Origin of the sequence: Streptomyces filamentosus, assembly GCF_014654895.1 — a bacterium.
GTDB classification, from domain to species: Bacteria; Actinomycetota; Actinomycetes; order Streptomycetales; family Streptomycetaceae; genus Streptomyces; species Streptomyces filamentosus.
Map to the genome: position 1 here is coordinate 873,385 of NZ_BNBE01000002.1, position 24,905 is coordinate 898,289.

General features: G+C 75.0%; 22 protein-coding genes and 1 pseudogene. 11 read left to right on the forward strand and 12 right to left on the reverse strand.

Annotated features, from left to right (window positions below; all coding sequences use genetic code 11):
* Positions 1-59 precede the first annotated feature (59 nt).
* The 3 genes from IE326_RS22865 to IE326_RS22875 form a co-directional block, all read right to left on the reverse strand.
* Positions 60-1,709 (reverse strand): GMC oxidoreductase, encoded by a 1,650-nt coding sequence (locus tag IE326_RS22865; protein WP_190042829.1) that lies wholly within the window; start codon positions 1,707-1,709, stop codon positions 60-62.
* 82 nt (positions 1,710-1,791) lie between these two features.
* Positions 1,792-2,574, reverse strand: coding sequence for an aminoglycoside adenylyltransferase family protein (locus IE326_RS22870; protein ID WP_190042830.1), 783 nt, complete (start codon positions 2,572-2,574; stop codon positions 1,792-1,794).
* A gap of 155 nt (positions 2,575-2,729) precedes the next feature.
* Positions 2,730-3,839 (reverse strand): asparaginase, encoded by a 1,110-nt coding sequence (locus tag IE326_RS22875; protein ID WP_150226612.1) that lies wholly within the window; start codon positions 3,837-3,839, stop codon positions 2,730-2,732.
* Positions 3,840-3,976: 137 nt separating this feature from the next.
* Between IE326_RS22875 and IE326_RS22880 the strand changes: the two genes are divergently transcribed.
* The 4 genes from IE326_RS22880 (at position 3,977) to IE326_RS22895 (ending at position 7,628) form a co-directional block, all read left to right on the forward strand.
* Entirely contained in the window at positions 3,977-4,441 is a 465-nt protein-coding gene (locus tag IE326_RS22880) for an Lrp/AsnC family transcriptional regulator (RefSeq protein ID WP_030755541.1), read from the forward strand.
* Between the two features lie 199 nt (positions 4,442-4,640).
* The gene (locus IE326_RS22885; protein WP_190042831.1) at positions 4,641-5,441 is read left to right on the forward strand and encodes an endonuclease I family protein; all 801 of its coding nucleotides are present in this window, start codon (positions 4,641-4,643) and stop codon (positions 5,439-5,441) included.
* Positions 5,442-5,529: 88 nt separating this feature from the next.
* The gene (locus tag IE326_RS22890) at positions 5,530-6,807 is read left to right on the forward strand and encodes a VWA domain-containing protein (RefSeq protein WP_150226614.1); all 1,278 of its coding nucleotides are present in this window, start codon (positions 5,530-5,532) and stop codon (positions 6,805-6,807) included.
* Positions 6,807-7,628 (forward strand): hypothetical protein, encoded by an 822-nt coding sequence (locus IE326_RS22895; RefSeq protein WP_190042832.1) that lies wholly within the window; start codon positions 6,807-6,809, stop codon positions 7,626-7,628. Before IE326_RS22890 ends, IE326_RS22895 begins: the two co-directional genes overlap by 1 nt.
* 82 nt (positions 7,629-7,710) lie before the next feature.
* Here IE326_RS22895 and IE326_RS22900 read toward each other — a convergent pair whose 3' ends face one another.
* The 4 genes from IE326_RS22900 to IE326_RS22915 form a co-directional block, all read right to left on the reverse strand.
* Positions 7,711-8,190: a (2Fe-2S)-binding protein gene (locus tag IE326_RS22900; RefSeq protein ID WP_150226615.1), complete on the reverse strand. Its 480-nt coding sequence runs from the start codon at positions 8,188-8,190 to the stop codon at positions 7,711-7,713.
* 17 nt (positions 8,191-8,207) lie between these two features.
* The gene (locus IE326_RS22905; RefSeq protein ID WP_190042833.1) at positions 8,208-10,556 is read right to left on the reverse strand and encodes a molybdopterin cofactor-binding domain-containing protein; all 2,349 of its coding nucleotides are present in this window, start codon (positions 10,554-10,556) and stop codon (positions 8,208-8,210) included.
* A 266-nt stretch (positions 10,557-10,822) separates the two neighbouring features.
* Entirely contained in the window at positions 10,823-11,332 is a 510-nt protein-coding gene (locus IE326_RS22910) for a hypothetical protein (RefSeq protein WP_190042834.1), read from the reverse strand.
* Positions 11,333-11,401: 69 nt separating this feature from the next.
* Positions 11,402-11,962 carry a hypothetical protein gene (locus IE326_RS22915; protein WP_190042835.1) on the reverse strand — a complete coding sequence of 187 codons (561 nt, stop codon included), beginning with the start codon at positions 11,960-11,962 and terminating at the stop codon, positions 11,402-11,404.
* Positions 11,963-12,059: 97 nt separating this feature from the next.
* Between IE326_RS22915 and IE326_RS22920 the strand changes: the two genes are divergently transcribed.
* Positions 12,060-12,497, forward strand: a complete 438-nt coding sequence (locus IE326_RS22920) for an OsmC family protein (RefSeq protein ID WP_190042836.1) — start codon at positions 12,060-12,062, stop codon at positions 12,495-12,497.
* A 45-nt stretch (positions 12,498-12,542) separates the two neighbouring features.
* Here IE326_RS22920 and IE326_RS22925 read toward each other — a convergent pair whose 3' ends face one another.
* Positions 12,543-13,988: a carboxylesterase/lipase family protein gene (locus IE326_RS22925; protein ID WP_190042837.1), complete on the reverse strand. Its 1,446-nt coding sequence runs from the start codon at positions 13,986-13,988 to the stop codon at positions 12,543-12,545.
* 333 nt (positions 13,989-14,321) lie between these two features.
* Between IE326_RS22925 and IE326_RS22930 the strand changes: the two genes are divergently transcribed.
* The 3 genes from IE326_RS22930 to IE326_RS22940 all read left to right on the forward strand — a co-directional run bounded on the left by IE326_RS22930 (position 14,322) and on the right by IE326_RS22940 (position 16,461).
* Complete coding sequence (locus IE326_RS22930) at positions 14,322-15,563, forward strand: ROK family transcriptional regulator (RefSeq protein ID WP_190042838.1); 1,242 nt, start codon at positions 14,322-14,324, stop codon at positions 15,561-15,563.
* 64 nt (positions 15,564-15,627) lie between these two features.
* The gene (locus IE326_RS22935; RefSeq protein ID WP_150226620.1) at positions 15,628-16,026 is read left to right on the forward strand and encodes a nuclear transport factor 2 family protein; all 399 of its coding nucleotides are present in this window, start codon (positions 15,628-15,630) and stop codon (positions 16,024-16,026) included.
* 66 nt (positions 16,027-16,092) lie between these two features.
* Positions 16,093-16,461 carry a hypothetical protein gene (locus IE326_RS22940; RefSeq protein WP_229915576.1) on the forward strand — a complete coding sequence of 123 codons (369 nt, stop codon included), beginning with the start codon at positions 16,093-16,095 and terminating at the stop codon, positions 16,459-16,461.
* On the opposite strand, the gene IE326_RS22945 is transcribed toward IE326_RS22940, so the two are convergent.
* Together IE326_RS22945 and IE326_RS22950 are read right to left on the reverse strand one after the other, a co-directional pair.
* The gene (locus tag IE326_RS22945; protein ID WP_150226621.1) at positions 16,452-16,874 is read right to left on the reverse strand and encodes a nuclear transport factor 2 family protein; all 423 of its coding nucleotides are present in this window, start codon (positions 16,872-16,874) and stop codon (positions 16,452-16,454) included. The genes IE326_RS22940 and IE326_RS22945 overlap by 10 nt on opposite strands.
* Positions 16,875-16,908: 34 nt before the next feature.
* A complete protein-coding gene (locus IE326_RS22950) occupies positions 16,909-19,185 on the reverse strand; it encodes an MMPL family transporter (protein WP_190042839.1) in 2,277 nt (758 codons plus the stop codon).
* Between the two features lie 150 nt (positions 19,186-19,335).
* On the opposite strand from IE326_RS22950, the gene IE326_RS22955 reads away from it, so the two are divergent.
* A complete protein-coding gene (locus IE326_RS22955) occupies positions 19,336-21,207 on the forward strand; it encodes a glycoside hydrolase family 15 protein (RefSeq protein ID WP_190042840.1) in 1,872 nt (623 codons plus the stop codon).
* A gap of 92 nt (positions 21,208-21,299) precedes the next feature.
* Here IE326_RS22955 and IE326_RS22960 read toward each other — a convergent pair whose 3' ends face one another.
* On the reverse strand, positions 21,300-21,665 hold the full coding sequence (locus tag IE326_RS22960) for a cupin domain-containing protein (protein ID WP_190042841.1): 366 nt from the start codon (positions 21,663-21,665) through the stop codon (positions 21,300-21,302).
* 179 nt (positions 21,666-21,844) lie between these two features.
* On the opposite strand from IE326_RS22960, the gene IE326_RS22965 reads away from it, so the two are divergent.
* Together IE326_RS22965 and IE326_RS22970 are read left to right on the forward strand one after the other, a co-directional pair.
* Complete coding sequence (locus tag IE326_RS22965; RefSeq protein ID WP_150226624.1) at positions 21,845-22,282, forward strand: SPW repeat protein; 438 nt, start codon at positions 21,845-21,847, stop codon at positions 22,280-22,282.
* Positions 22,283-22,583: 301 nt separating this feature from the next.
* Positions 22,584-23,871, forward strand: a pseudogene (locus tag IE326_RS22970) (ATP-binding protein).
* 10 nt (positions 23,872-23,881) lie between these two features.
* On the opposite strand, the gene IE326_RS22975 reads toward IE326_RS22970, so the two are convergent.
* On the reverse strand, positions 23,882-24,826 hold the full coding sequence (locus IE326_RS22975; protein WP_190042842.1) for a carbohydrate kinase family protein: 945 nt from the start codon (positions 24,824-24,826) through the stop codon (positions 23,882-23,884).
* Positions 24,827-24,905 lie beyond the last annotated feature (79 nt).

Consider the following 24,905-nt stretch of genomic DNA (forward strand, 5'->3'; position numbering starts at 1 on the left):
TGCGGAGGGGCCGGCCGGTTCGCGAACCGGCCGGCCCCTTCGCACGCTCCCGGTCGCGCTCAGAAGTCCTCGGCGACGATGCGCTCGATGTTGCGCTCGGCGAGGGCGGTGATGGTGACGAAGGGGTTGACGCTGGTGTTGCCGGGGACGAGGGAGCCGTCGATGACGTAGAGGCCCCGGTAGCCGTGGAGGCGGCCGTGGTTGTCGGTGGCCCGGTCGAGGACGGCGCCGCCGAGCGGGTGGTAGGTGAGGTGGTCGCCCCAGATCTTGTAGGCGCCGAAGAGGTCGCTGCGGTAGACCGTCCCCTCCTTGGCGTTGATCTTGTCGAAGATGGACTTCGCCATGTCGACGGAGGTCTGCTTCCAGGCCCGGTCCCAGCTGAGGTCGACCCGGCCGGTGGCCGGGTTCCAGGTGAACTCGGCACGGCGCGGGGTGCGGGTGATGGAGAGGTAGAAGGAGGCGTAGGTCTCGATGCCGGTGGGCAGCGGGGCGACCTCGGCGAAGGCGCCGCCCGCGTCCCAGTTGTCGATGCCGGCGGTGGGCATGGCCGACTGGAGCTTGCCGGTGGGGTCCCACATGTGGTTCGCCCGGCCGCACATGACGTTGCCGTTGTCGCCCCAGCCCTTGCCGATGTGCTCGTTGAGGGCGGGCAGCGCGCCGGTGGCCTTCAGGCGGGTGAGGAGCTTGCTGGTGCCGACGCTGCCGGCGGCGAAGAACACCCGGTCGGCGCGGACGGTCTTGGAGGCGAGGACGGCGCCGGTGGTGTCGATCTGGTCGATGGCGACCGTGTAGCCGCCGGCGGCGGCCGGGGTGACCGAGGTGACCCGGTGGAGGGCGGAGACGGTGACCCGGCCGGTGGCGGCGGCCTGGGCGAGGTAGGTCTTCTGGAGGCTCTTCTTGCCGTGGTTGTTGCCGTAGATGACCTCGCCCGCCAGGGCGGACTTCGGCACGGCCCCGGCGGCCTCCTGCTTCATGTAGTCCCAGTCGTAGACGTTCGGGACGAAGACGAAGGGGAAGCCGGAGCGCTGGGCGTGCTTGCGGCCGACGCGGGCGTACTGGTAGGCATCGGTGCTCTCCCACCAGGCGGTGTCCACGGAGGTGACGCCCAGGCCCGCGTTGGCGCGCGGGTAGTACGTGGCGTACATCTCGGCCGGGTCGACGGTGGGGAGGATCTCGGGGAAGCGCTCGCGGAGCGGGGTGACGGCCATGCCGCCGTTGACTAGGGAGCCGCCGCCGATGCCGCGGCCCTGGTAGACGGTGATGCCGGCGAAGTCCTCGGCATCGAGGATGCCGGTGTACCGGGGCACGTCCTTGTCGAGGGGGAAGCCGAGGAACTGGCTCAGCGGCTGCTTGGTGCGGGTGCGCAGCCAGAAGGAGCGGTAGTCGGGCGTGGTGGTGTTGGCGAAGATCTTGCCGTCGGGACCGGCGGTGTCCCACGCCGTGCCCATCTCGATCATGTGGACGTCGACGCCGGCGCGGGCGAGCCGGAGGGCGGCGACGGAGCCGCCGTAGCCGGTGCCGACGACGAGGGCGCGGACCTGGGAGCCGTCGGGGATGGGACGGACGTCCAGGCCGGGGACCTCGGCGCGGGCGGGGGCGGCGAAGGCGCCGGCGAGGGCCGCGCCGCCGAGGAGGGAACCCGTTCCGGTCAGGAAGCGGCGGCGGCTGGTTCCGGGAATTCCCTGGGAGGACGGGGAGTGTTCACTCATGTGATCTTCCTCACTCGGAAGCGAATGGGAACACGTTCTACGACCGGGCGCCGTGGAAGTCACGAGAAACCGACGGGTAACTTCAGTCCTGATACGCCCTCTTGATCGCCCCGGCGACGTGTGCCGCGTGGGCCCGGGCGGCGGGCAGCGCGTCCGTCCAGTCGCCGTGCTCCCCCGCCAGGTACTGGGCCCGGGCGGCGGCGAGCACCGGCCGGTGCTCCTCCGGCAGCTCCGGCAGCAGCGCCGCCGCGGCCCCGTCCTTCGACCGGATCCGGCCGGTGCGCAGGGTGGTGAGGATCCGGGCCAGGGTCAGCAGGACGTTGCGGGTGTCGCCGTCGAGGTCGGCGAGGAGTCCGGGTACGCCCGCGACGATCGCGGCCCGCAGGTCGGCCTCGGGGACCGGGTCGAAGAGCTCGGACGGCCGCGGGCCGAGGAGGGACACGTCTCCCGCGCGGGCCATCGTGATCAGCGGGGCCAGGTCGGGGCAGGGGGCGGGGTCGGGGGTGAGTCCGGCCTCGAAGTCGTCGCGCAGCCACTCGCCGTAGAGGTACTCGCAGACCGGCGGGTACCGCCAGGGGCGGACGTCGGCGTGGACGACCAGGCTCAGCTCCACGGGCCGGGCGGGGCCCCCGTGCGCCCGCGCGCCGGAGACGGCGAGGAGGGCGTCGGTGAGCGCCCGGCGCTCGGCGGTGGTGGTGCGGCGGTCCAGGACGGCCAGGACCTCGACGTCGCTGGTGGGGCGCGGCCCGCCGAGGACGGCGGAGCCGTGGACGCAGGCGGCGCGCACGGCCGGGCCGCCGAGGACCTCGCGGACGATCCGGACGACGCGGTGGGCCTGTTCGGTGACGTCGGCGGCTGGGGACACGGGGGCTCCGGGGTGGGCGGGCGGACGCGGGGTCCGTCACCGTACCGGGAGCGGCCGGGCCGCGGCGGGTCGTTTCCGGCTCGCGGGCGGAGGAGGGGGCGTCGACGCCCGCGAGCCGGTGTCGGGGGGGCGGGCGGTGGGGCCCGCCGGGGCCGTCAGGCGCGGGCCGGGACCGGCGCGGCCTCGCGGGAGGCGCCGGTGGCGAGGGCGGGCGCGGCGCGGACCGGACCTTCGAGGAGACGGCGGAGGAGGGCGGTGCGGCGGGCCGGGTCGTCGCCGTGGGTCTCGGCGAGCAGCGCGGCCAGGACGGCGATGCGGGCCTGGCCGGCCCGGAGGGTGCCGGTGAGCAGGGCGCCGGCCGCCACCAGGTCGACGGCGCCGCCGCCGGCGTAGATCTCGGCGAGCGGCCCGGAGGGGACGCGGGTGGTGACGGCGACGAGGACGCCCCGGGCGGTGGCCTCGGCGACGGCCTCGGCGATCTCCGGGGTGGCGTTGCCCGCGCCGGTGGCGACGAGGACGATGCCCCGGGCCCCGGCGGCGAGGGCCGCGTCGAAGTGCAGGCGGTCGCCGTCGGTGTGGTGGAAGACGACGTCCACGCGGGGCAGCGCGGGGCCGCCGGCGGCGTCCGGGTCGGCGGTGCGGGCGGCGGACGGCAGCGGGAGGACGGCCGGCCGCTCGGGGAGGCGCTCGATGTCCACGCGGGAGAAGCCGACCTTCCCCAGGCGCTCGGCCGAGGGGTCGGCGAAGGCGTCGGCGGCCAGGGTGCGGACCTTGACCGTGCCGCGGGCGGCGTGGACGCGGCCGTCGAAGACGACGAGGACGCCGAGTTCGCGGACGGTGGCGGCGACCTGGAGCGCGTCGTACAGGTTGCCGGGGCCGTCACCGTCGCCGGTGCCGAAGGGGCGCTGGGCGCCGGTGAGGACGACCGGGCGGGGATCCTCGTGGTGGAGGTCCAGGAGGAAGGCGGTCTCCTCCAGGGTGTCGGTGCCGTGGGTGACGACGATCCCGTCGACGCCGGGGTCCGCGAGGACCTCGTGGACCGTGCGGAGCAGCGCGAGCTGGTGGGCCGCGGTGAGGCGCGAGCTGTTGACGTTGAAGAGGTCGACGACCTCGACGCTCACGCCCTCGGGGAGCGGGGCGGTGGCGAGGACGGCGTCGCCGGAGGCGTCCGCGACGTAGCCGGTGCCCTGCCAGCGGCTGGCGATGGTGCCGCCGGTGCTGACGACGACGATCCGGCGGGGGGTTCCGTCGTTCTTCCGCTGCATGTCCGCCGCCTCTCCGTGTGCCGGTCCGGGGTGCCGCCCCGATGACGCACTCCCCCTGGCAACGGTAGGCCAGAAGAGGGAGCAGTCGATTGCCAATATGGCCGCAGAAATGTTTCATCGTGGCAGATAATCGCGTCATGGACCGAATCGATCTCCACATCTTGCGCGAGCTCCAGCAGGACGGCCGGCTGAGCAACCAGGAGCTGGCCCAGCGGGTCGGCCTGAGCCCCTCCCCCTGTCTGCGCCGGGTGCGCCAGCTGGAGCAGGACGGGGTGATCCGGGGGTACCGGGCGGTCATCGACCCGGAGGCGGTCGGACGGGGCTTCGAGGTGCTGGTCTCGGTCGAGGTGAAGCGGGACCGGGAGACGGTGGAGGCGTTCGAGGAGGCGCTCCAGTCGATCCCGGACGTGATCGAGGCGTACCGGCTCTTCGGCAGTCCGGGCTGTCTGCTGCGGATCGCGGTGGCGGACCTCTCGGCGTACGAGCGGCTGTGGATCGAGCAGCTGACGGCGCTGGCCGGGGTGACCGAGGTGAACTCGCAGATCATCATGAAGCGGATCAAGGAGCCGAAGGGGATGCCGGTGGACGTCAGGGGCGCCTGAGGCGGAAGCGACGCGGAGCGCCCGCACGTGGTCGCGCCGTATGCGAGAACGTCACCGAATGGCTTCTTGTCCGTAACACGACAACCCCGTCGCGCGTGCCACTCTCCCGGATGACACGAAGTCAACACGCGTAGAACGCCGTGCCCCCACCCCCGGCGCGGCGTTCGCCCGCGTGCCCGTCCCCGGGAAAGGGCCCCCCATGTCGGTTGCACGGATACGCAGTTGGAAGGTCTGGGCGGTGCTGCCCGCCGCCCTCGCCGGACTCACCCTCCCCGCGGTCACCGCGACGCCCGCCGCCGCCACCACGACCGCGTACGACGCCACGTACTACAAGAACGCGATCGGCAAGACGGGCACGAGCCTCAAGTCCTCGCTGCACACCATCATCAGCAGCCAGAGCAAGATCTCGTACGACGCGGTCTGGAACGCCCTCAAGACCCTCGACCAGGACCCGAACAACACCGCCAACGTCCTGCTCCTCTACAGCGGCGCCTCGCGCAGCAAGAGCCTCAACGGCGGCTCGGTCGGCAACTGGAACCGCGAGCACACCTGGGCCCAGTCGCACGGGAACTTCGGCACCTCGGCCGGCCCCGGCACCGACCTGCACCACCTGCGCGCCTGCGACGTCCAGGTCAACAGCACCCGCGGCAACAAGGACTTCGACAACGGCGGCAGCGCGGTGAGCGGCGCCCCCGGCAGCTACACCGACTCCGACTCCTTCGAGCCGCGCGACGCCGACAAGGGCGACGTGGCCCGCATGATCCTCTACATGGCCGTGCGGTACGAGGGCGGCGACGGCTGGCCGAACCTGGAGCCCAACGAATCGACCAGCAACGGCAGCGTGCCGTACCACGGCCGGCTCTCGGTCCTGAAGCAGTGGAACGAGCAGGATCCGCCGAGCGCCTTCGAGGAGCGCCGCAACGACATCGTCTTCTCGACCTACCAGGGCAACCGGAACCCGTTCATCGACCACCCGGAGTGGGTCGAGGCGATCTGGTAGTCCGTCACCTCCCGGGGCCGGGCTCCCCCTCCGGCGGGAAACCGGCCCCGGTTTTGGTTTGTCGGACGATCCTCAATACGATCCGCCGATGATCACGAGAAAACGGCTGGCGACCGGGGCCTGTGCGCTGCTCGTCGCCCTGACCGCCGCACTGCTGCCGGCGAGTGCGTCCGCCGACGCGCCGCCGGCGCAGGAATCCCCCAAGGTCGAGCTGGTCCTCGACGTCAGCGGCTCCATGCGGGCCGAGGACATCGACGGCAAGTCCCGGATGAGCGCCGCCAAGCAGGCGTTCAACGAAGTCCTGGACGCGGTGCCGGAGGAGGTCCGGCTCGGCATCCGCACCCTCGGCGCCGACTACCCCGGCAACGACCGCAAGCGCGGCTGCAAGGACACCCGGCAGCTGTACCCGGTCGGGCCGCTCGACCGCACCGAGGCCAAGACCGCCGTCGCCACCCTCGCCCCCACCGGGTGGACCCCGATCGGCCCGGCGCTGACCGAGGCCGCCAAGGACCTCGGCGAGGACGGCGCGACCAAGCGGATCGTCCTCATCACCGACGGCGAGGACACCTGCGGCGTCGACCCGTGCCAGATAGCCCGCGAGATCGCCGCCAAGGGCATCCACCTCGTGATCGACACCCTGGGCCTGGTGCCGAACGCCAAGACCCGGCAGCAGCTCACCTGCATCGCCGAGGCCACCGGCGGCACGTACACCTCCGTGCACCGCACCGAGGACCTCTCCCGCAGGGTCCGCCAGTTGGTGGACCGCGCGGCCGACCCGGTGGTGACCCCGGTCGCCACCGAGGGCACCCGGCAGTGCGCCGACGCCCCGCAGCTCAAGCCCGGCCTCTACACCGACCGCGAGACCTTCGGCGAGCACCGCTGGTACAAGGTCGACCTGCTGCCCGGCCAGGAGCTGCGCGCCTCCGTCAGCATCTCCTCCGACCGGGCCGTGAACGACGACTACGGCGTGCTGCTGCGGGCCGTGACCCAGCACGGCCGGGAGATCACGCGCGGCTCGGAGGCCGGCGACGGCCGCACCGACGTCATCTCGACCGGACTGCGCTACCCGAAGGCCGAGACCGACGACGCGGACGAGGACGGCGACGGCAAGCCGGCCGCCGAGACCGTCTGCCTCCAGGTCAGCAACTCCTTCTCCGCGCCCCCGTCGGTGAAGACCACGCCCGGCATGCCGGTCGAGCTGACCGTGGACGTCGTCGACGGCCCGGCGAGCGCCTCGGACGTGGCCTCCTTCGGGCTCGGCCGCGGCTGGTGGCTGCTCGGCGCGCTGGTGCTCGCCGGCTTCCTGGCCGGTCTGATCTGGGGCTGGCTGTCCCGCTGGCGCTTCGCCGTCTGGAGGACCCACTGATGCGTACCGTACGGATGCTCGCGGCGGCCGCGCTGGCCGGCGCGGCCCTGCTCGGCCCGGCCGCGTCCGGCGCCCTCGCCGACACGCCCACCCCGTCCGCCAACCCGAGCGCGGGCCCCACGGAGGCCGGCACCTCCTTCCGCACCGCCGCCGCCTTCCGGCCCGGCCAGGAGGCCACCGCGCAGGCGTCGACGGGCGACTACCTGTACTGGGTGTTCCCCGCCGACACCGGTGAGCGGCCCACCGTGAAGGCCACGGTGACGCTGCCGGAGAGCGCCCGGCGGCACGGCGCGGCCACCTGGCGGGTCGACGTGTACGACGGGCTGCGGCGCCGCCAGCCGTGCATGTACGGCGCCCAGTCCCGGACCGCGGCGAAGGACACCGGCTCACTGGAACTGGCCTGTGTGCTGCGGCCGGTGCGGTCCTCCGCCGACGCCTGGTCGAACGAGCCGCTGCCGGGCAGCTACTACGTCCGGCTGACCGTCACCGGGCTGCCCGAGGAGGACCTGGGGCAGCCCTTCTCGGCCCGCGTCGGCGTCGGCGTCTTTGACGAGGGCGGCGCGTACGCCACCGACGGGGCGCTCGCCGTGCCGCTGGTGCCGGGCGCGACCACCGCCGAACTGGCGCAGGCCGACGAGGAGGCCGGGCGCCGCACCGCGGTGGAGGCCGCCGCGCCGGAGGACGGCTGGTCCTCCGGCTGGTGGTCCGACCGCTGGATCTGGACCGCGGCCGGCGGTGTCCTCGCCGCGCTCGCGGGCATCGGCGGATACGCCCTCACCAGGGGATCCGGCCGCCCGTCGCGGGTGCCGCCCGCCGTCTGACCGCTCCCGCCGAAGGCCCCCGCCGCGCTCGCGACGGGGGCCTTCGGACGTCCGGGTCCCGCAAAGGACGACGTGGTTCGCGTCACGGCATGCGCCGGGCCCCTTCCACGACCGCCTGCCGGATGCGGTGGTAGGTGCCGCAGCGGCAGATGTTGCGCAGCTCGTCGAGGTCGGCCTCGGTGACCTCGCGGCCCGCCTCGCGGGCCCGGCGGACCGCGTCCACGGCCGCCATGATCTGTCCGGGCTGGCAGTAGCCGCACTGGGCGACGTCGAGGTCGAGCCACGCCTCCTGCATGGGGTGCAGCTCGGCGCCGACCGTGTCGGGCAGGCCCTCGATGGTGGTGACCTCGTCGTCGGCCGCGAGCTCGCCGACGGGCACGGCGCAGGGCGTGAACGCCCTGCCGTTGAGGTGGCTCGTGCAGGCCCGGCAGACGCCGACCCCGCAGCCGTACTTGGGTCCGGTGACGCCGAGGACGTCCCTGAGGACCCACAGGAGCCGCACGTCGGACTCGACCTCGGCGGTGACGGCCTTGCCGTTGAGGATGAAGGTGTGCTGGGGCACGGAGAGGCTCCGGAGGTTCAGAGGACGCGGTCGCGGCCGTCGGTCGGGGAGGCGGGGATCGGCGGGACGGCCGGGGCGGGGGTGAAGGGCAGCGGCGCGCCGTGGTTGACCGGGAAGACGGTCGGCATGGTGCCGGTCGCCCGGCCGTAGGCGCAGGCGACGGCGGCCATGGCCGCCGCGACGGCCAGCTCGCCGGCCCCGCCCGGCTCGTCGCCGTTCGACGGCATGACGACGATCTCCAGCTCCGGCGGGGTGTTCCACTGCCGGGTGTAGAAGTAGTTGTCCCAGCTGCTCTCCAGGAAGGCGCCGTCCTTCAGGTGCAGTCCGGAGGTGAGGGCGAGGGCGATGCCGTCGGAGATCCCGCCCATCATCTGCGCCTCCAGCCCCTTCGGGTTGACGGCGACGCCGACGTCGACGGCGCAGACCACCTTGGTGACCCGGGGGCCGGTGTACGCGTTCGGGACCGTGCGGCCCGTGGTGGCGGGCCGGCAGTCGATCTCGGCGAGCACCGCCACGTACGAGTGGTACTCGGGGTGCAGGGCGATGCCCTGCGCGGTGCCGGGGGCCATCGGCCTGCCCCACCGGCCGAGTTCGGCGACCTTGTCGAGGACGGCGCGGGCCCGCGGCTCCTTCGTCAGGCGGCGGCGCAGCGCGTGGGCGTCCTCCCCCAGCTGCCGGGCCAGCTCGTCGAGGACGAGTTCCTGGGCGGTGCGCACATCGGGCGAGTAGATGTTCCGCATCGAGCCCGTGTTGTAGCCCTTGTCGGTCTCGGCGAGGAGCTGGGTGGTGACGCCGAGGTGGTAGGGGCTGATCTGGGTGAGCTGGAACATCGTCTCGGAGAAGGTGAGGTCCGCGACCGGCAGCCGGGCCGCCTCCGCCGTCAGGACCTCGCCGATGCCGTGGCCGAAGTCGGTGGCGACCGAGGTGTGCCGCTGCTCGTACGTGAGGACCTCGCCGAGCGCGTAGGTGGCGCGGACCCGCGAGGTCGACATGGGGTGCGTACGGCCCTGCCGGAAGTCGTCGGTGCGGTGCCACATCAGCTTCACCGGCTTGCCGAGCCTGTGCGAGATCTCGGCGGCCTCGTGGGCGGCGTCGTGGAAGAGCTTGCGGCCGAAGGAGCCGCCGCCCTCGGTGACGTGCACCTTCACCGCGGATACCGGCAGGCCGAGCCGGAGCGCGATCTGCTCCTGCGCCACGATCGGGGCCTTCAGCGAGCCCCAGATCTCGGCGGAGTCCGGGCGGACGTCCGCGATGGCGCAGTTGGTCTCCAGGGCCGCGTTGCTGGCGAAGTGGAAGGTGAAGCGGGCGTCGACGGCCTTGGTGAGCAGCGGCAGCGGCGGGACGACGAGCGGGAGTTCGGCCCGGCGCAGCTCGGCGAGGACGGTGGCGTCGGTGGCGCCCTCGGCGGTGCCGGGTGCCCAGTCGACGACGAGGGCGCGGACCGCGTCCACGCACTGGCCGAAGGTGCGGGCGCGGACGGCGACGCCGGTGGAGACGGTGACGACGTCCGTGACGCCCGGCATGGCCCGGACGGCGGCCTGGTTGGCGACGGAGCGGACGGTGCCGTTGATGGTGGGCGGCCGGCACACCATGGTCGGCAGGGCGCCGTCGACCTGGAGGTCCATGGCGAACTTCTTGCGGCCAGTGACGGCGTCGAGCGCGTCGAGGCGGCCGCGGGGGGTGCCGATGACGCGGAACTCCCCGCGGTCCTTGAGGACGACCGCGACGGCGGTGTCGGCCACGGCGGCGGCGCGGGCGGCGAGTTCGCCGTAGCCGAGGACCGCGCCGGCCGGGGAGAGGACCGCGCCTGCCTTGGTGGTGAGGGTGGAGACGGCCTCCCCGAGGACGAGGGAGGCGGCGTGCAGCAGCCGGCCGCGGGCGACGGCGGCGGCGACCCGGATCGGGGTGTAGGTGGAGACGGTGGTGTTGGAGCCGCCGGTGAGCTGGTTGAAGAGCAGTTCGGGTCGGGCGTCGGCGAGGGTGACCCGCACCTTCTCCAGCGGCAGGTCCAGCTCCTCCGCGATGAGCATGGCCGAGGAGGTGGTGACGCCCTGCCCGACCTCGGCGCGCGGCAGCGCGAAGTGGGCGGTGCCGTCGGGGTCGAGGCGGATGGTGATGAGGCCGCTGGTCGGGAGGGCGGCCGTGGTCAGCAGGTCGTTGAGGTCGAGGAGTTCGGCCGGTCCCGGCAGCGAGGGGACGACGGCCTCGGCCGTGGCGGGCGCGAGGGCCTCGACGCCGGTCTGGGCGGCGACGGTGAGGGTGGGCGCGGCCAGGACGTAGCCCAGGAAGCGGCGGCGGCCGATGCCGGACGCCCCGGCGGGCGGAGGGCTCTGTTCGTCGTCCTGCGCGGGATGCCGCCTGGCCATGTGGGGGTGCCTTTCGACGCTGCCGTACCGGCCCCGGGGGCCCGGTCCTTCTCGGGTGCGGAGGTGATCATCGCGCATCCCCGAGCGCCCCGAAGCCACTTCGGCGAGGAAAGGGGACGGGAACCACGCTGGTCAGAGGCGGTTTCGGTCAGGTCTGCCGGTTTTCGACCCATGGCGGGGAGGGGGAGGTGGCGGGGGCGCCCGGCACGACCGACGCCGCACGGGGTGGTGAGGGGAGGGGTACGGCTCCGAGGGCGGGGCAGCGGTCATCGCCGGGCGCGGCCGGGGCGGAACGTCCGTCGTCCGGGGGACCCCGCGCCGGTGGCGCCGGGGCTCGCCGGGGCGCCGGGGGTCCCGGGAGCCGCTCCGGAGGCCCCGTTCCCGTACCGGGTCCCGGCCCGCAGGCCGCGCACGGTCCGCAAGCCGTCCACGGTCCCCGGGCCGCGCACGGTCGGCGTCCGGCGGGCGGTCCGGGTCCGGCGGACGCCCAGGATCCGGCGGGCGGTCCGGGTCCGGGGGGTGGCCGAGGCGCGGCGGGTGGTCCTGGTCCGGCGGCCGGTCAGGCGGCTCCGGCAGGAGCGCAGCTGGTCGCGGGAGAGCCGGGCGCGCTGGCCGCCGCCCGCGATGAGGGCGTTGACCGAGACCATCGGGTCGCCGCCGACCGAGCGGGCGATCAGCGCGCCGACGACGACCGGGCCGAGCGCCGCCACGAGGGCGGTGCCGGTGGCCGAGGCGCGGCGGAGGCGGCGGGGGCGGCGCGGGGTGCGAAGGCTCATGGGTCCATTCCAGCCGCGCCGGGCGTCCGGCGGATCCGCCGGCGTACTCACGCCCCGGGGACGGGGTACTCAGCCGGGGACGCCGTCGTCCGGGAACTCCGCGGCGACGACCGCGACGCTCGCCCCGCCCGCCTCGAAGAGGGCGGTCAGGTCGCCGGGACCGGGGGTGCCGCCGGCGTGGTCGACCAGGAGGACCGGCTGCCGCTCGTCACCGCCGGGCGAGGTGGCGGGGACGAAGCCGGTGACGGCCTCGCGGTGGAGGAGGGCGACGCGGTCGGGGTCGAGGGCGTCGGCCGGGAGGGCGTCGAGGTGGTCGCGCAGGCCGTCGGTCCGGCCGGCCAGGTCGGCGGCGACGACGGAGCGGGGGGCGAGGAGGGTGACGGACAGCCGGTCCCCGGTGCGCCGGTAGCGGGCCGTCAGGTCGGTGGGGAGGAGGAGGAAGACCCCTTCCCCGCCCGCTTCGTGTCCCCTGCCCAGCAGGACGCCGACCATGCGCTTGTCCGGATCGGCCGAGAGGTGGTCGACGGCGAGGACCGCTCCTTCGGAGTCCGGTTCGACCGGCGGGAAGGGCAGGATCCACATGCGGACGGGGTTCTCCCCGTGCGTCTCCACCGGCTCCACGGTCTCCATGGGCGGCATTCAAGCACGTGCTTGCCGGGCCGGGGCCGCCGGGCGCCGTAGCGTTGCGGGGGCACACGTCCGAGACCAGCCCGAGGAGCACCCTGCCATGGCCGACTACCGCGTCGAGACCGTCCGCACCGGATACCGGCGGTGGACCGCCCGCAACGAACGGGGGGCGGAGGTCCTGATGGCCGCCGCCGACGACGACGGCGCCCAGCCGTCGTTCACGCCGGTGGAGCTGCTGCTGGCCGCGATGGGCGGCTGCGGCGGGCTGGTGATCGACCGGACCGCGCGGGCGGTGGACCACGAGGACCTGCGGATCGTGGTCGAGTCGGTGGCGGGCCCCGAGGACGACGGACGGATCGGCCGGATCCGGGTCAGCTACGAGTTCGACCTGCCCGACAGCAACCCGAAGGCGGCGGAGGTGTTCGCGCGCGGAGTGCGGCTCACCCACGAGAAGTTCTGCACGGTGAGCCGCACCGTCGAGCACGGGGCGCGGGTCGAGGCGGTCCTGCCGGACGGCACGGTCGGCTTCGAGGGCTGAGCGTCCGCCGGGCCGGTCCCCCGTGCCGGCCCGGCGGAGTCCGGATCAGTCCGACCAGAGGTCGCGGACGTGGGCGTGCGGGTCGTGTGCGACGCGCGGCACGGCGTCCCAGACCTTCGTGGCGCGCCCGGCCGGGGTGTAGCGGGGCCAGTCGGCGCCCGGGTCCTGGTCCGTGACGAAGGCGACCCAGGCGCGGTGCACGGCGTCGGCGAGGGCCTGCGGCGGGGTGGGTCCCACGGCCTCGGGGACGCCCTCGGCGTCCAGGCGGTCGAAGGCGAAGGGCAGGTCCAGGCAGTGCGTGGCGAGCCCGCCGACGGGCGGTCGCCAGGCGAACTCGTAGAGCCAGGTGGGGCGTTCGCGGGCCGCGCGGGCGTCGGCGACGGCGAGGTTCGGGGCGCGGAAGACGACGTCGGTCATCGCCTGGCCGAAGAGGGTGTGGCCGGGCACGTCGGCGTAGGCGGCGGCGAACGCGTCCGCGCGGTCCGGGGCGAGGCCGAGGGCGCCGAGGAGGACCGGGAGCGGCACCCCGTCCGGTGCGGGGATCATCGAGAACTCGTCGGCGGTGAAGCCGAGCAGGAGCGGGACGTCGGCGCCCGCGTCGCCGGCGGTGAGGGCCTCGGCGGGTGGCACGGGGACGAGCTCGCCGTCCGCGAAGGGGGCGAGGGCCAGCATCGGGGGCAGCCCCTCGCGGTCGGGGCCGTCCTCGGCGATCCGGTCCTGGAGGGCGAGGATCTCGTCGTCGGCCAGGTCGCGCAGGGCCTCGGCGGTGGCGGGCAGCCCGGTGCGGGCGGTGAACAGGCGGGCGGCGGCGCGGGCGGCCCGTGGGCCGTCGGGGCGGAGCAGGGCGCCGGAGACGGCGAGCGCGCCGCGGAAGAGGCCGCGGGCCGAGGGGACGGAGAGCAGGGTGAGGACGGCGCCGCCGCCGGCGGACTGCCCGGCGATCGTCACCTTGGCGGGGTCGCCGCCGAAGGAGGCGATGTTGTCGCGGACCCATTCCAGGGCGGCGATCCAGTCGCGGACGCCACGGTTGTCGGGGGCGTCCTCCAGGTGCAGGAAGCCCTCGATGCCGAGGCGGTAGCCGAGGGAGACGAGGACGACGCCGTCGCGGTTGAAGGCGGCGCCGTCGTACCAGGGGCTGGCGGCGGAGCCGGCGACGTAGCCGCCGCCGTGGATCCAGACGAGGACGGGGAGGCCCTCGGCGGGGGCGGTGTCGGGGGTGAAGACGTTGAGGTTGAGGGTGCCCGCGCCCGGGATCGTGGGCTCGGGGATGGTGGTCACGTCGGCGAAGGGGCGGCGCTGGGCGGTCGGGCCGTAGGCGGTGGCGTCCAGCGGCTCGGTCCACGGCTCGGGCGGCACGGGGGCGGCGAAGCGCAGCTCCCCCACGGGCGGCTGCGCGTAGGGGATGCCGAGGAAGCGGTACGTGCCGTCGGCGCGGCGCTCACCGCGGACGGGGCCTCGGGTGGTGTCGGCGAGGGGGCCGGTGGAGGTCATCGGGCGGCTCCTGGGGCGGGTGCGGTACGGCGGGGCGGGCACGGCGGCGGAGTGCGGGCCCGGCGTGAGGCACGGCGGCGGGGTGCGAGCACGGCGCGCGGGCCGTACGCGCGGCGCGGGCGTGCCGCCGTGCGGGCGGGTCGCCGCGCGGGGCGGGCGGGTGACAGGGCCAGCGTCGGGGCCCTCCCCCATTTACGTCAAGGGCTGAAATAAAAAAGGTGACACGCGTCACTGACACGAGTCATCACAGGGGGGTCCCGGGCGCTCCGCCCCGCCCCGCGTCCGCCGCCGGACCGGCCGCCCTCCCCCGCGGGATTCGGGCAGAATCCAGGGGTGCGCCCCGCCCCCGAGCCCCCCGAGTCCCCCGCCGACGTGCGGCGGCACAACCTCTCCCGCGTGCTGCGGCACCTCGCCGACCACGGCCCCTCCTCGCGCGGCGAGACCGCCGCCGCGACCGGGCTCGCCCACGGCTCCCTCACCGCGCTCGCCGCCGACCTCGTCGGCCGGGGCCTCGTCCGCGAGGCCGGGTCCGCCCCCGGCGGCGGGCGCGGGCGGCCCCGGCAGCGCCTGGAGACCGTGCCCGGCCGGGTCGCGGCCGTCGCGGGGCGGGTCACCCGGGAGCGGCTCCACCTGACCGCCGCCGACCTCGCCGGACGGCCGGACCACCGCGCCGATCTGCCCCACGCCACCCCCGACGGCGACCCCGGGGCGCTCGCGGACGCCCTCGCGGACGCCGTCCGCCGGACCGCGGCCGCCGCCCGGGCCGCCCGGCCCGGGGTCCACCTCGCCGGGACCTTCCTCGCCGTGCCCGGCCCCGTCACCGCCGACGGCCTGGTCTTCTCCACCGACTTCGGCTGGCCGGGGCCCGTGGACCTCGCCGCCCTCCTGCGGGAACGGCTCGGGGGGACCGCCGGCCCCGTGGTCCTCGCCAACGACGCCAACCTCGCCGCGCTCGCCGAGTACCGCGAGCTGACCGTGCGGCGCGGCGGCGGCGCGCCGGGCTCCGTCGCGTACCTCAAGGCCGACACCGGCGTGGGCGGCGGGCTCGTGGTGGACGGCCGGATCCGGGCCGGCGGCCACGGCGTCGCGGGCGAGCCCGGCCACATGCCGGTCGCCCTCGACGGGCCGCCCTGCGCCTGCGGGGCGCGCGGCTGCCTCGCCCTCTACCTGGGCCCCGAGGCCCTGACCGACGCGGCCGGGCTCGCCGGGACCCGCGCCGCGGAGGGCACCGAGGCCGCGGTCGCCGCGCTCGGGCGGGCGCTGCGCGCCGGGGAGCCGCGCGCCCTCGCGGCCCTGGACGCCGCCGGAGAGGTGCTGGGCGCGGCGGTCCTCGCCGTGACGAGCCTCCTCGACGTGGACGACGTGGTGCTGGGCGGCTACCTCGCCGAGTGGCACCCCTGGCTGGAGCGCGGCCTGGAGTCCCGGCTCGCGGGCCGCCGGGCGCTGGGCGCGGGCGCGGCCCCCGTGCCGTCCCCGCTGCCCGGGGTGCTCGGCGCCGACGCCTCCCTGGCGGGCGCGGTGGCCCTGGCCCGCCAGACGGTGCTGGCCGACCCCGCCTCCGTACCCCGTCTCTGAGCGGCGGGCCGGGAACCGGCGCCAGCGGGTGCGGGGCGCAGGGCGGCGTGGGCATCATGAAGGCATGACCGACCGGGACGACTTCCTGAGGTGGGTCGGGACCGAGCTCCAGGCCGCCGAACGGGCGCTGCACGACGGGGACCCGGCGCCGCGCCGGGCGCTCTGGTCGCGCCGCGAGCCGGTGAGCTTGCTCGGGGCCTGGTACAACGGCGTCGGACAGGCGGACGTGGACACGCTGTTCACGGCGCTCGCCGGGCGCTTCTCCGACTGCACCGACTACCGCATCGAGGTGCTGAGCTGCGACGTCGTGGGCGACGCCGCCTACACCGCGGCCTTCGAGCACATCGCGGCGGCGGTGGACGGCGAGCGGCGCGTCTACACCCTGCGGGCCACCCAGGCGTACCGGCGCGAGGACGGCGCCTGGCGGGTGGTCCACCGGCACGGCGACCTCGTGCAGCAGTGACCGCGCGGCGGCGGGCCCCGTGTCGGCCGTAGAATCGACGGCCGACACGGGGGGAGGCGACGGCCGGTGCAGTGGACCGCCAAGGAGATCGCGGGCGGGGTGCTCCTGATCGGACCGGGCCTCGCGCTGATCGTGGCCGGAACGGTGTGGAAGGGCCGGGCCGTGCGGCCGTACTCCCGGCGCCGCGCCCTGACGATGGCTCACCGGGCCTATGTGCGGGACCTGTCGCGCGCCGCCGACCTGGCGATCGGCGCCGCCCGGCGCGCCGCCGGGGAGGGCGAGCCGGCGATCGTGACCGTCGCGGACGTGGAGCGGCTGGTGCGGGAGCGGTACGGGCACGAGCACGTCGAGCGGTCGCACGCGGCGGCGGCGCTGCGCCGCCGCTTCCACCACCACGGCTGCGCGGCGGACTGCGTGACGGACGCCTACGTGTGAGCGGTCCCGTCCGGCACCGGGGTGCCCTGGTGGTAGTAGAGCCGGAGTTCGCCGGTGGCGTCGCGGCGCCAGATCGACGAGCGGCGGGCGTGGCGGCCCTCGATGCGGGTCTCGTAGGTGAGGTGGACGATGCCGGGGGCGAGGACGGTGCCCTCGAAGCGGTCGGCGGTGATGGGGGTGGAGCCGGCCTGGTCGTCCGTGTGGAGGGTGGGCAGGGCGGCGAGCATCGCCGCGTGCGTCCAGCGCCGCCCGGAGGCGCCGATCTCGACGAACTCGGGGTCGAAGAGGGCTTCGGCGAGCGGGGCGGAGAGGCGGACGGCGGGGTCGTGGAGGCGCCGTTCGCGGACGATGGCCTCGGTGACGTCGGGGTGCTGCGAGGGGTTGCCGGGCTCGGCCGGGTCGTTCTCGGTCATGCCCGTCATGATGCCCCTCCCCCGCGTCCGGCCCTCAGCGGGGCGCCGCGGCGGCCTCGTCGCGCCGGACGGCCTCCTCGCCCTCGGTGTCCAGGTGGGGCAGGATCCGGTCGAGCCACCGCGGGGTCCACCAGGCGTGCCGGCCGAGCAGGGTCATCACGGCGGGCACCAGCAGCAGGCGGACGACGGTCGCGTCGATGAGGACGCTGGCGGCCAGGCCGAGGCCGAGCATCTTCACCACGATGTTGTCGGAGACGACGAAGGCGGCGAAGACGCTCACCATGATGAGGGCGGCGCAGGTGATCACCCGGGCGGTGATCTCCAGGGCGTGGGCGACGCTCGCCTCGGGATCGCCGGTCCGCAGCCACGCCTCCCGGACCCGGGAGAGCAGGAAGATCTCGTAGTCCATGCTGAGGCCGAAGACGATCGCGAACATCATCATCGGCACGTAGCTCTCGATGGGCACCTTGCCGGAGACGCCGAGCGCGGGCCCGCCCCACCCCCACTGGAAGACGGCGACGACGACGCCGTAGGAGGCGGCGATGGAGAGCACGTTGAGGACGGCGGCCTTGACGGCGACGAGGAGGCCCCGGAAGACGGTCAGGACGACCAGGAAGGCGAGGGCGACGACGACGGCGATGATCAGCGGCAGCCGGCTGGAGACGATGTCGAGGAAGTCGACCTGGGCGGCGGTGGTGCCGGTGACGTAGGTCCGCGCTTCGGTGCCGGCGACGGCGCCGGGCAGGACGTCGTCGACGAGGCGGTTGGTGAGTTCGGTGGTCCGCTCGTCCTGCGGGGAGGCCACCGAGTAGGCGGTGCCGAGGAGGACCTCGCCGTCGGGGGTGGTCTTCAGCGGGGTGATCGAGGCGGCGTCGGGCACGCCCGTGAGCGCCTTCTGGAGGCTGGTGGCGAGCGCGGCCCGGTCGGCGGAGGGCACGGCGGACTGGTCGACGACCAGGGTCAGCGGGCCGTTGGCGCCGGGGCCGAAGGCGGTGGAGATCAGGTCGTAGGCCCGGCGGTCGGTGAAGGACTTCGGGTCGGCGCCGTCGCCGATGTGGCCGAGCTGGATGAAGAGCAGCGGGAAGGCGAGGACGAGCAGGGCGACGACGCCGCCGGCGAGGAAGTACCAGGGGCGGTGCTCGACGCGCCGGGCGTAGCGGTGCCAGGCGCCGTGGGGGGCGGCGCCGGGTTCTGCGCCGGTCTCGGCGACCGGTCGGCGGAGGTGGTAGCGGTCGATGCGGCGGCCGACGAGCCCGAGCAGGGCGGGGACGAGGGTGAGGGCGGCGACGACCGCGGTGACGACGGTGAAGGCCGCCGCCAGGCCGAGTTTGCCGATGAAGGTGACGCCGGAGACCCACAGTCCGGACAGGGCGATGACGACGGTGCAGCCGGAGACGAGGACGGCGCGGCCGCTGGTGGTGGTCGCCCGGCCGGCGGCGTCGGCGGGATCGTGGCCGTCCATGAGGTTCTGGCGGTGCCGGGTGATCAGGAAGAGGGCGTAGTCGATGCCGACGCCGATGCCGATCATGGTGGCGAGGGTCGGGGAGACCGTGCCGAAGGTGAAGGCGGCGGCGGTCAGGCCGAGGAGGGCGAGGCCGCAGACGGCGCCGAGGAGGGCGGTGACCAGCGGCATGACGGCGCCGATGACGCTGCCGAAGCCGATCAGGAGGACCACGATCGCGACGGCGAAGCCGATCGCCTCGCTGGTGCGGTCGTCGGGGGCGGGCCGGGCGAGTTCGCCGAGCGGGCCGCCGTACTCGACGGTCACCCCGGCGTCCCTGAGCGGCTGTACGGCGCTGTCGACGCCGGTGAGGTAGCCGCTGCCGAGCGTCGACGGGGGCACGCCGAAGCGGACCGTGATGTAGGCGGTCCTGCCGTCGGTGGAGAGCGGGCCCGTGTTCGGGGTGGTGGAGGAGGCGGGGGGCGGGGTGGTGCCGGGCGGGGGGAGCGGGTTCTGGGCGCTGAGGACGTCCGGCAGCTTCTCCAGGGCGGCGACCGTCGAGTTCACGGCGGTGGCCTGTGCGGTGAGGGGCCCGTCCGGGTCGTCGAGGACGATCTGGGCGCCGTAGCCGCCGGCCGCCGGGTCGTGCGCCTCCAGGACGGCCAGTCCGCGGGCGGACTGGGCGTCGGGGAGGGTGAAGTCGTCCGAGTACTGGCCGCCGACGGCCCGGTCGGTGATCTGGAGGCCCACGAGCGCCGCCAGCCAGAGGGCCGTGACGACGAGGAAGTGGCGGGCGCACCAGTGGCCCAGCCGGTACAGCGCGCTCTGCTTCGCGGGGCGGCCCCGCTGGGCCGCGGGCGTTGCTTCCATGACCTCGCCGTGTCCGGACAGACGCGTCCCCGAGCCGGTCCTGCGCCTTTCTCCCCGCCGTGCTCCGTACTCTGCCCATCGTCCTCCCCCTGCCCCGGGGCGGCATCCCGGCGGCGGGCGCGCCGGGGCGGGATCCCCGATAGTGAGGGGATGAAGCGCTATCCACTCATCGCCGAACACGGCCTGGTGGGGGATCTCCAGACCGCCGCGCTCGTCTCGGACGAGGGGGTCGTGGACTGGTTCGCGGCGCCCCGCTTCGACTCCCCGGGCGTCTTCTCCGCGCTCCTGGACCACGACCGGGGCGGCTACTTCCGGCTCTCGGTCGACGGGCCGGACGTGACGGTGAGGCAGCTCTACTACCCGGACACGGCGATGCTGGTCACCCGCTTCATGTCCCCGGACGGGGTGGGGGAGCTGATGGACTGGATGCCGCCGGACCGGACCGGGCGGCCGACGGACCGGCACGCGCTGATGCGGGTGATGCGGTGCACCCGAGGCCGGGTCGCCTTCACGCTGGAGTGCCGGCCGCGGTTCGGTTTCGGGCGGACGCCGCACGAGCTGCGGCTGGACGGCCGCACGGCGGCCTTCCGGTCGGCGGCGATGGCGGGCTTCCTCCAGTCGAACGTGCCGCTGGAGCGGGACGGGCCGCACGACGTGCGGGGGCGGCTGGAGCTGTCGGAGGGGGAGGTCGCCGGGGCGTCCTTCACCGTGGACGGCCCGGAGGCCGGTCCGCCGCCGCTGCCGGACGTGGCGGAGGTCGAGGCGCGGCTGTGGGACGCGGTGGACTTCTGGCAGCGGTGGGTGCGCACCGCGCGGTACCGGGGGCGCTGGCCCGACATGGTGCACCGGTCGGCGATCACCCTGAAGCTGCTGACGTACCTGCCGTCGGGGGCGCCGATCGCGGCGCCGACGCTGGGCCTGCCGGAGCAGGTGGGCGGAGAGCGGAACTGGGACTACCGCTACACCTGGGTGCGGGACGGGTCGCTGGCCGTACGGGCGCTGCTCGACCTGGGGTTCGAGGAGGAGGCGGCGGCGTTCACGGACTGGCTGACGGCCCGGCTCACCGAGCGGTCGGGGGGCGGGGGGCGGCCGTTGCAGATCATGTACCGGGTGGACGGCGACCCGTGGCTGCCGGAGGAGGTGCTGACGGAGTTCGAGGGGTACCGGGGTTCGGCGCCGGTGCGGGTGGGGAACGCGGCGGCGGACCAGCTCCAGCTCGACATCTTCGGCGAGGCGATGTACGCGCTGGCGCAGGGCGGGGGCCGGGACCGCCAGCCGACGTACGAGGGGTGGCGGGCGGTGTCCGGGATGCTGGACTGGCTCGCCGCGTCCTGGGACTCCCCCGACGAGGGGATCTGGGAGACGCGCGGCGGGCGGAAGGACTTCACCTTCAGCCGGGTGATGTCCTGGGTGGCCTTCGACCGGGGGCTGCGGCTGGCCGGGGAGTTCGGCCGCCCGGCGGCGCTCGACACCTGGCGGGCGGCGCGGGACGAGATCTTCGCGCAGGTCATGCGGCGGGGCTGGGACGGGGGGCGGCGGGCGCTGACCCAGTACTTCGGCGGGGACGTGCTCGACGCGTCCCTGCTGCTGATCCCCCGGACCGGGCTGCTGGGTCCGACGGACCCGGCCTGGCTGAGCACCCTCGACGCGATCGAGCGGGGCCTGGTCCGGGACAACCTGGTGCACCGCTACGACCCGGGGGCGGCCCCGGACGGACTGCGGGGCGCCGAGGGCACGTTCAGCCTCTGCACCTTCCTGTACGTGGACGCGCTGGCGCGTGCCGGGCGGGTGCGGCAGGCGCGGTTCGCGTTCGAGAAGATGCTCACGTACGCGAACCACGTCGGCCTGTTCGCGGAGGAGATCGGGCCCACCGGCGAGCAGTTGGGCAACTTCCCGCAGGCGTTCACGCACCTGTCGCTGATCATGGCGGCGACCACGCTGGACGAGGTCCTGGACGAACTCGCCGCCCGGCCGGGGCAGGTCGCGCGCTCCGTGCCGCCGTGGGCCCGGGACTCGGCGTAGCCCTCGGGAGACGTGCCGCGGTTGCCCGGAAGGCTCGGCGCGGCCCTCAGGAGGGGTGCGGCGCAGCCCCGCAGAGAGATGCGGCGCGGCCCTCAGGAGGACTTGGCGTAGTCGCCGAAGCCGACCCAGTCGAGGGCCACGCAGGGCTCGTCGCCGAGGACCCAGGCGTCGTGCCCGGGGGCGACCTGCATGAAGTCGCCCTCGCCGAACTCGGTCTCCTCGCCGTCGTCCATGACGACGTGGATCCGGCCGCTGACCACGTACCCCGTGTGCGCGGCCTGGCAGCTGTCCGTTCCGGCGAGGGGCTTCACGTGCTCGGACCACTTCCAGCCGGGTTCGAACACGGCGCGCCCGACGGCGCCCCTGTCGGTGCTGAGCAGGTCGAGCCTGCCCTTGCCGTCCGCGAAGGGACGGGTCTCGTCCGCTGAGTCGAAGCTTCTTCGTACGATGCCGGTCATCGTCTCCGCCTCCCGGCGGTGAGAGCGGGGTACCCCGAGTCCTCTCCCAGCGTACGCCGGGCCGGACGGCCGCTCTCGTTCCCGCTTCACATAAGGAACATATAAGAGCACAATGGGACTGCGGCTTCGTGCCGCGAGCGCGGTCCGACACGCAACACGCCAGCAAGGAGGCGAGTCACATGGCCGACGTCTCTCACCGTCACGGTGACATCTCGGGCCATCCCGACGCGACCGAGATGCGCGAACGCTACGCGCAGATCATGCAGACCCGAGGAGTGGCGGCCGTCGAGGAACTCGTGATCCTCGCCGGCGTCTGGATCGCGGTCTCCGCCTACACCGTCCACTTCGCGGCCGCCCGGCCGGAACTGGCGATCACCAACCTGGTCGTCGGCATCGCCCTGGCCGTCCTCGGCCTGTGCACGTCGATGGCCCCCGAGCGCTCCCAGGACCTCAACTTCGTGGTCCTGCTGCTCGGCGCCTGGACGATCGTCGCCCCCTGGGTCGTCACGCGGAACCCCGACACCGGAATGATCCTCAACAACGTCATCGCGGGCGCGTGCGTCTGCCTGTTCGCCCTCACCGCGGGCGGACTGCTGATGAGCAAGCGCCGGACCTGAGGCACCCGCTCCCCGTCCCCGCGGCGGCGCTCCCCCGGGAGCGCCGCCGTACGCGTGCGGGCCGCCCCGCCCAGTGACGAAGCGGCGCGTTCCGCCGCCCCGCCTTGTGCAGGATGGCGCAGGCCCCGCCGCACCGCTCCCGCCTAGCCTCGCCGCAACGGCCACACGAGCCGCACGGGCCGAACAGCCCGCGCTGGGCACGCAGGGCACGCAGGGCACGCAGGGCACGCAGGGCACGCAGGGCACGCAGGGCACGCACAAGGCATGCCCGCCGGCATGCGCACGAGGGGCGGTACCACCGGTGAACTGGCACATCCACGACTATCGCGAGAACGATCTCGCCGCCGTCGTCCACCTGATCGACACCACGGCCGAGCTCGGCCAGGAGTCCGTCTTCTCGCTCGCCGAGTGTATCGGCGCCCTCACCTCCCGCCAGCCGGCCGTCGTCGCCGTCCACCAGGGCGTCCCCATCGGGGCGGCGCTCGCCTGCGTCTCCGGGGAGCGCGCCTGGGTGATGCGGATCGCGATCGCCTCCGCCTGGCGCGGCCGGGGCCTGGCCAGCGCGCTCCTGGTGGAGCTGGAACGCCGGCTCGTCGCCGCCCGGGTGGGGCGGATCGCGTACGTCCTGCCGGAGGAGGAGCTCCTCGGCGAGGGACTGCTGAACGCCGGCTACACCCGGCAGCCCGCGGTCGCGTACTTCGAGAAGACCGAGCCGCTGCACGGGCCCGCCGCCGGGCTCCTCGACGACCTCGGCGGCCGGGCTCCCGGGCGACCTCTGGGCGAAGGTGGCCGGCATGGAGCGGGAGAAGGACCTCATCGAGCGGCGGGTGGTGCTGCCGCTCGCCGAGCCGGAGCGGGCCGCCCGGCACGGCGTCCGGCCGCCCCGGGCGATCTGCCTCTTCGGCCCGCCCGGCACCGGCAAGACGACGTTCGCGCGGGCGGTCGCCTCCCGGCTCGGCTGGCCGTTCGTCGAGATCCTGCCGTCCCGGCTGGCCGACGGCGGCAACCTCGCGGCGGCGCTGCGCACGGCCTTCGCCCGGATCGCGGAGCTGGACCGGGTGCTCGTCTTCATCGACGAGGTCGAGGAGATCGCCCCGGTGCGCACCGAACCCGCGGGCCCCGGCGGTCTGCACGGCGTCACCAACGAACTCCTCAAGCTGATCCCGGGCTTCCGGGAGCGCGACGAGCGGCTGCTGGTGTGCGCGACCAACTCGGTCCGCTCCCTCGACCCGGCCTTCCTCCGGCCGGGCCGCTTCGACTACCTGATCCCGATCGGCACGCCGGACAAGGCCGCCCGGGCCGCGATCTGGTCCCGCTACACCGACGGCCGCCCGGAGGTGGACGTCGACGAACTGGTCCTGGCCAGCGAGCTGTTCACCCCGGCGGACATCGAGCACGCGGCCCGGGTCGCCGCCCAGGCATCCTTCGAGCGGGACCTCCTCGCCGCCGGCGGCCGGGGCGCGGACGACCCCGCGCCGGGGGCGAGCACGGCGGACTACCTGGCGGCGATCGCCGAGGCCCGGCCGACGGTGACGCCGGAGCTGGTCGAGCGGTTCGCGGCGGACATCACGAGCCACGCCCGGACGTGACCACCGGCCGTCACTCACTCCCCCGTCTCCCCCTCCCTCCCCCCCACCCGGAGGAGAGCGCGGCGTCCAGCTCCGCCCGGTCCGGCGGCCGGGCGCCGGACCGGGAGACGGTGACGGCCGCGGCGGCGCCCGCCCCGGCCAGCAGCCCGGCGAGTTCGGCCGGGCCGAGCGCGGCGAGCCCGGCCCGGTCGCGGCCGGCCAGGGCGTCGAGGACGGCGGACATGAAGGAGTCGCCCGCGCCGACCGTGTCGACGACCTCCACGGGCGGCGCGGCGGCCGTCACGGTGTGCTCCCGGGTCACCGCCAGCGACCCGTCCCCGCCCCGGGTGACGAGGACGACGGCCGGGCCGAGGTCCAGCCAGCGGGCGGCCACCGCCTCCGCCGGCTCGCCCGGGTGGAGCCAGGCCAGGTCCTCGTCGCTGGCCTTCACCAGGTCGGCGAGGGCCACGCACCGCTCGACCCTGGCCACGGCCGCCGCCCGCTCCCCCATCAGCGCGGGCCGCACGTTCGGGTCGTAGCTGACGGTGGCGGCGGACCGCAGCCGCTCGGCGAGGGCGAGCACGGCGGCCGCGCCCGGGGCGGTGACGGCGGCGATCGAGCCGAGGTGCACGTGCCGCACCGGGTGCGGGGTCGCGGGCGGTTCCCCGGCCGTCAGGGTCCAGGCGATGTCGAAGGCGTACGCGGCCCGGCCGTGCTCGTCGAGGGAGACGACGGCCGACGGGGTGCGGTCCGGGGCGCCGCCGAGCGCGAGCCGCACCCCGGCGCCGGTGAGGTGGCCGGCGACGAGCCGCCCGGCGGGGTCGTCGGCGAGCTGGGTGAGGAGGGTCGTCTCCCGGCCGAGCCGGGCGAGGCCGAAGGCGACGTTGGCGGGGCTGCCACCGGGATGGACGACGTCGGCGGCGCCGGGGACGCGGACGATGTCGGCGACGCACTCGCCGATCACCAGGAAGGACATGGGGTTCACAGCTCCTTGGCACGGGTGTCCCCGCGTCCGGGCCGGCGCGGCCCGGTGCGGGGGCTCCGGCCGTTCTCCA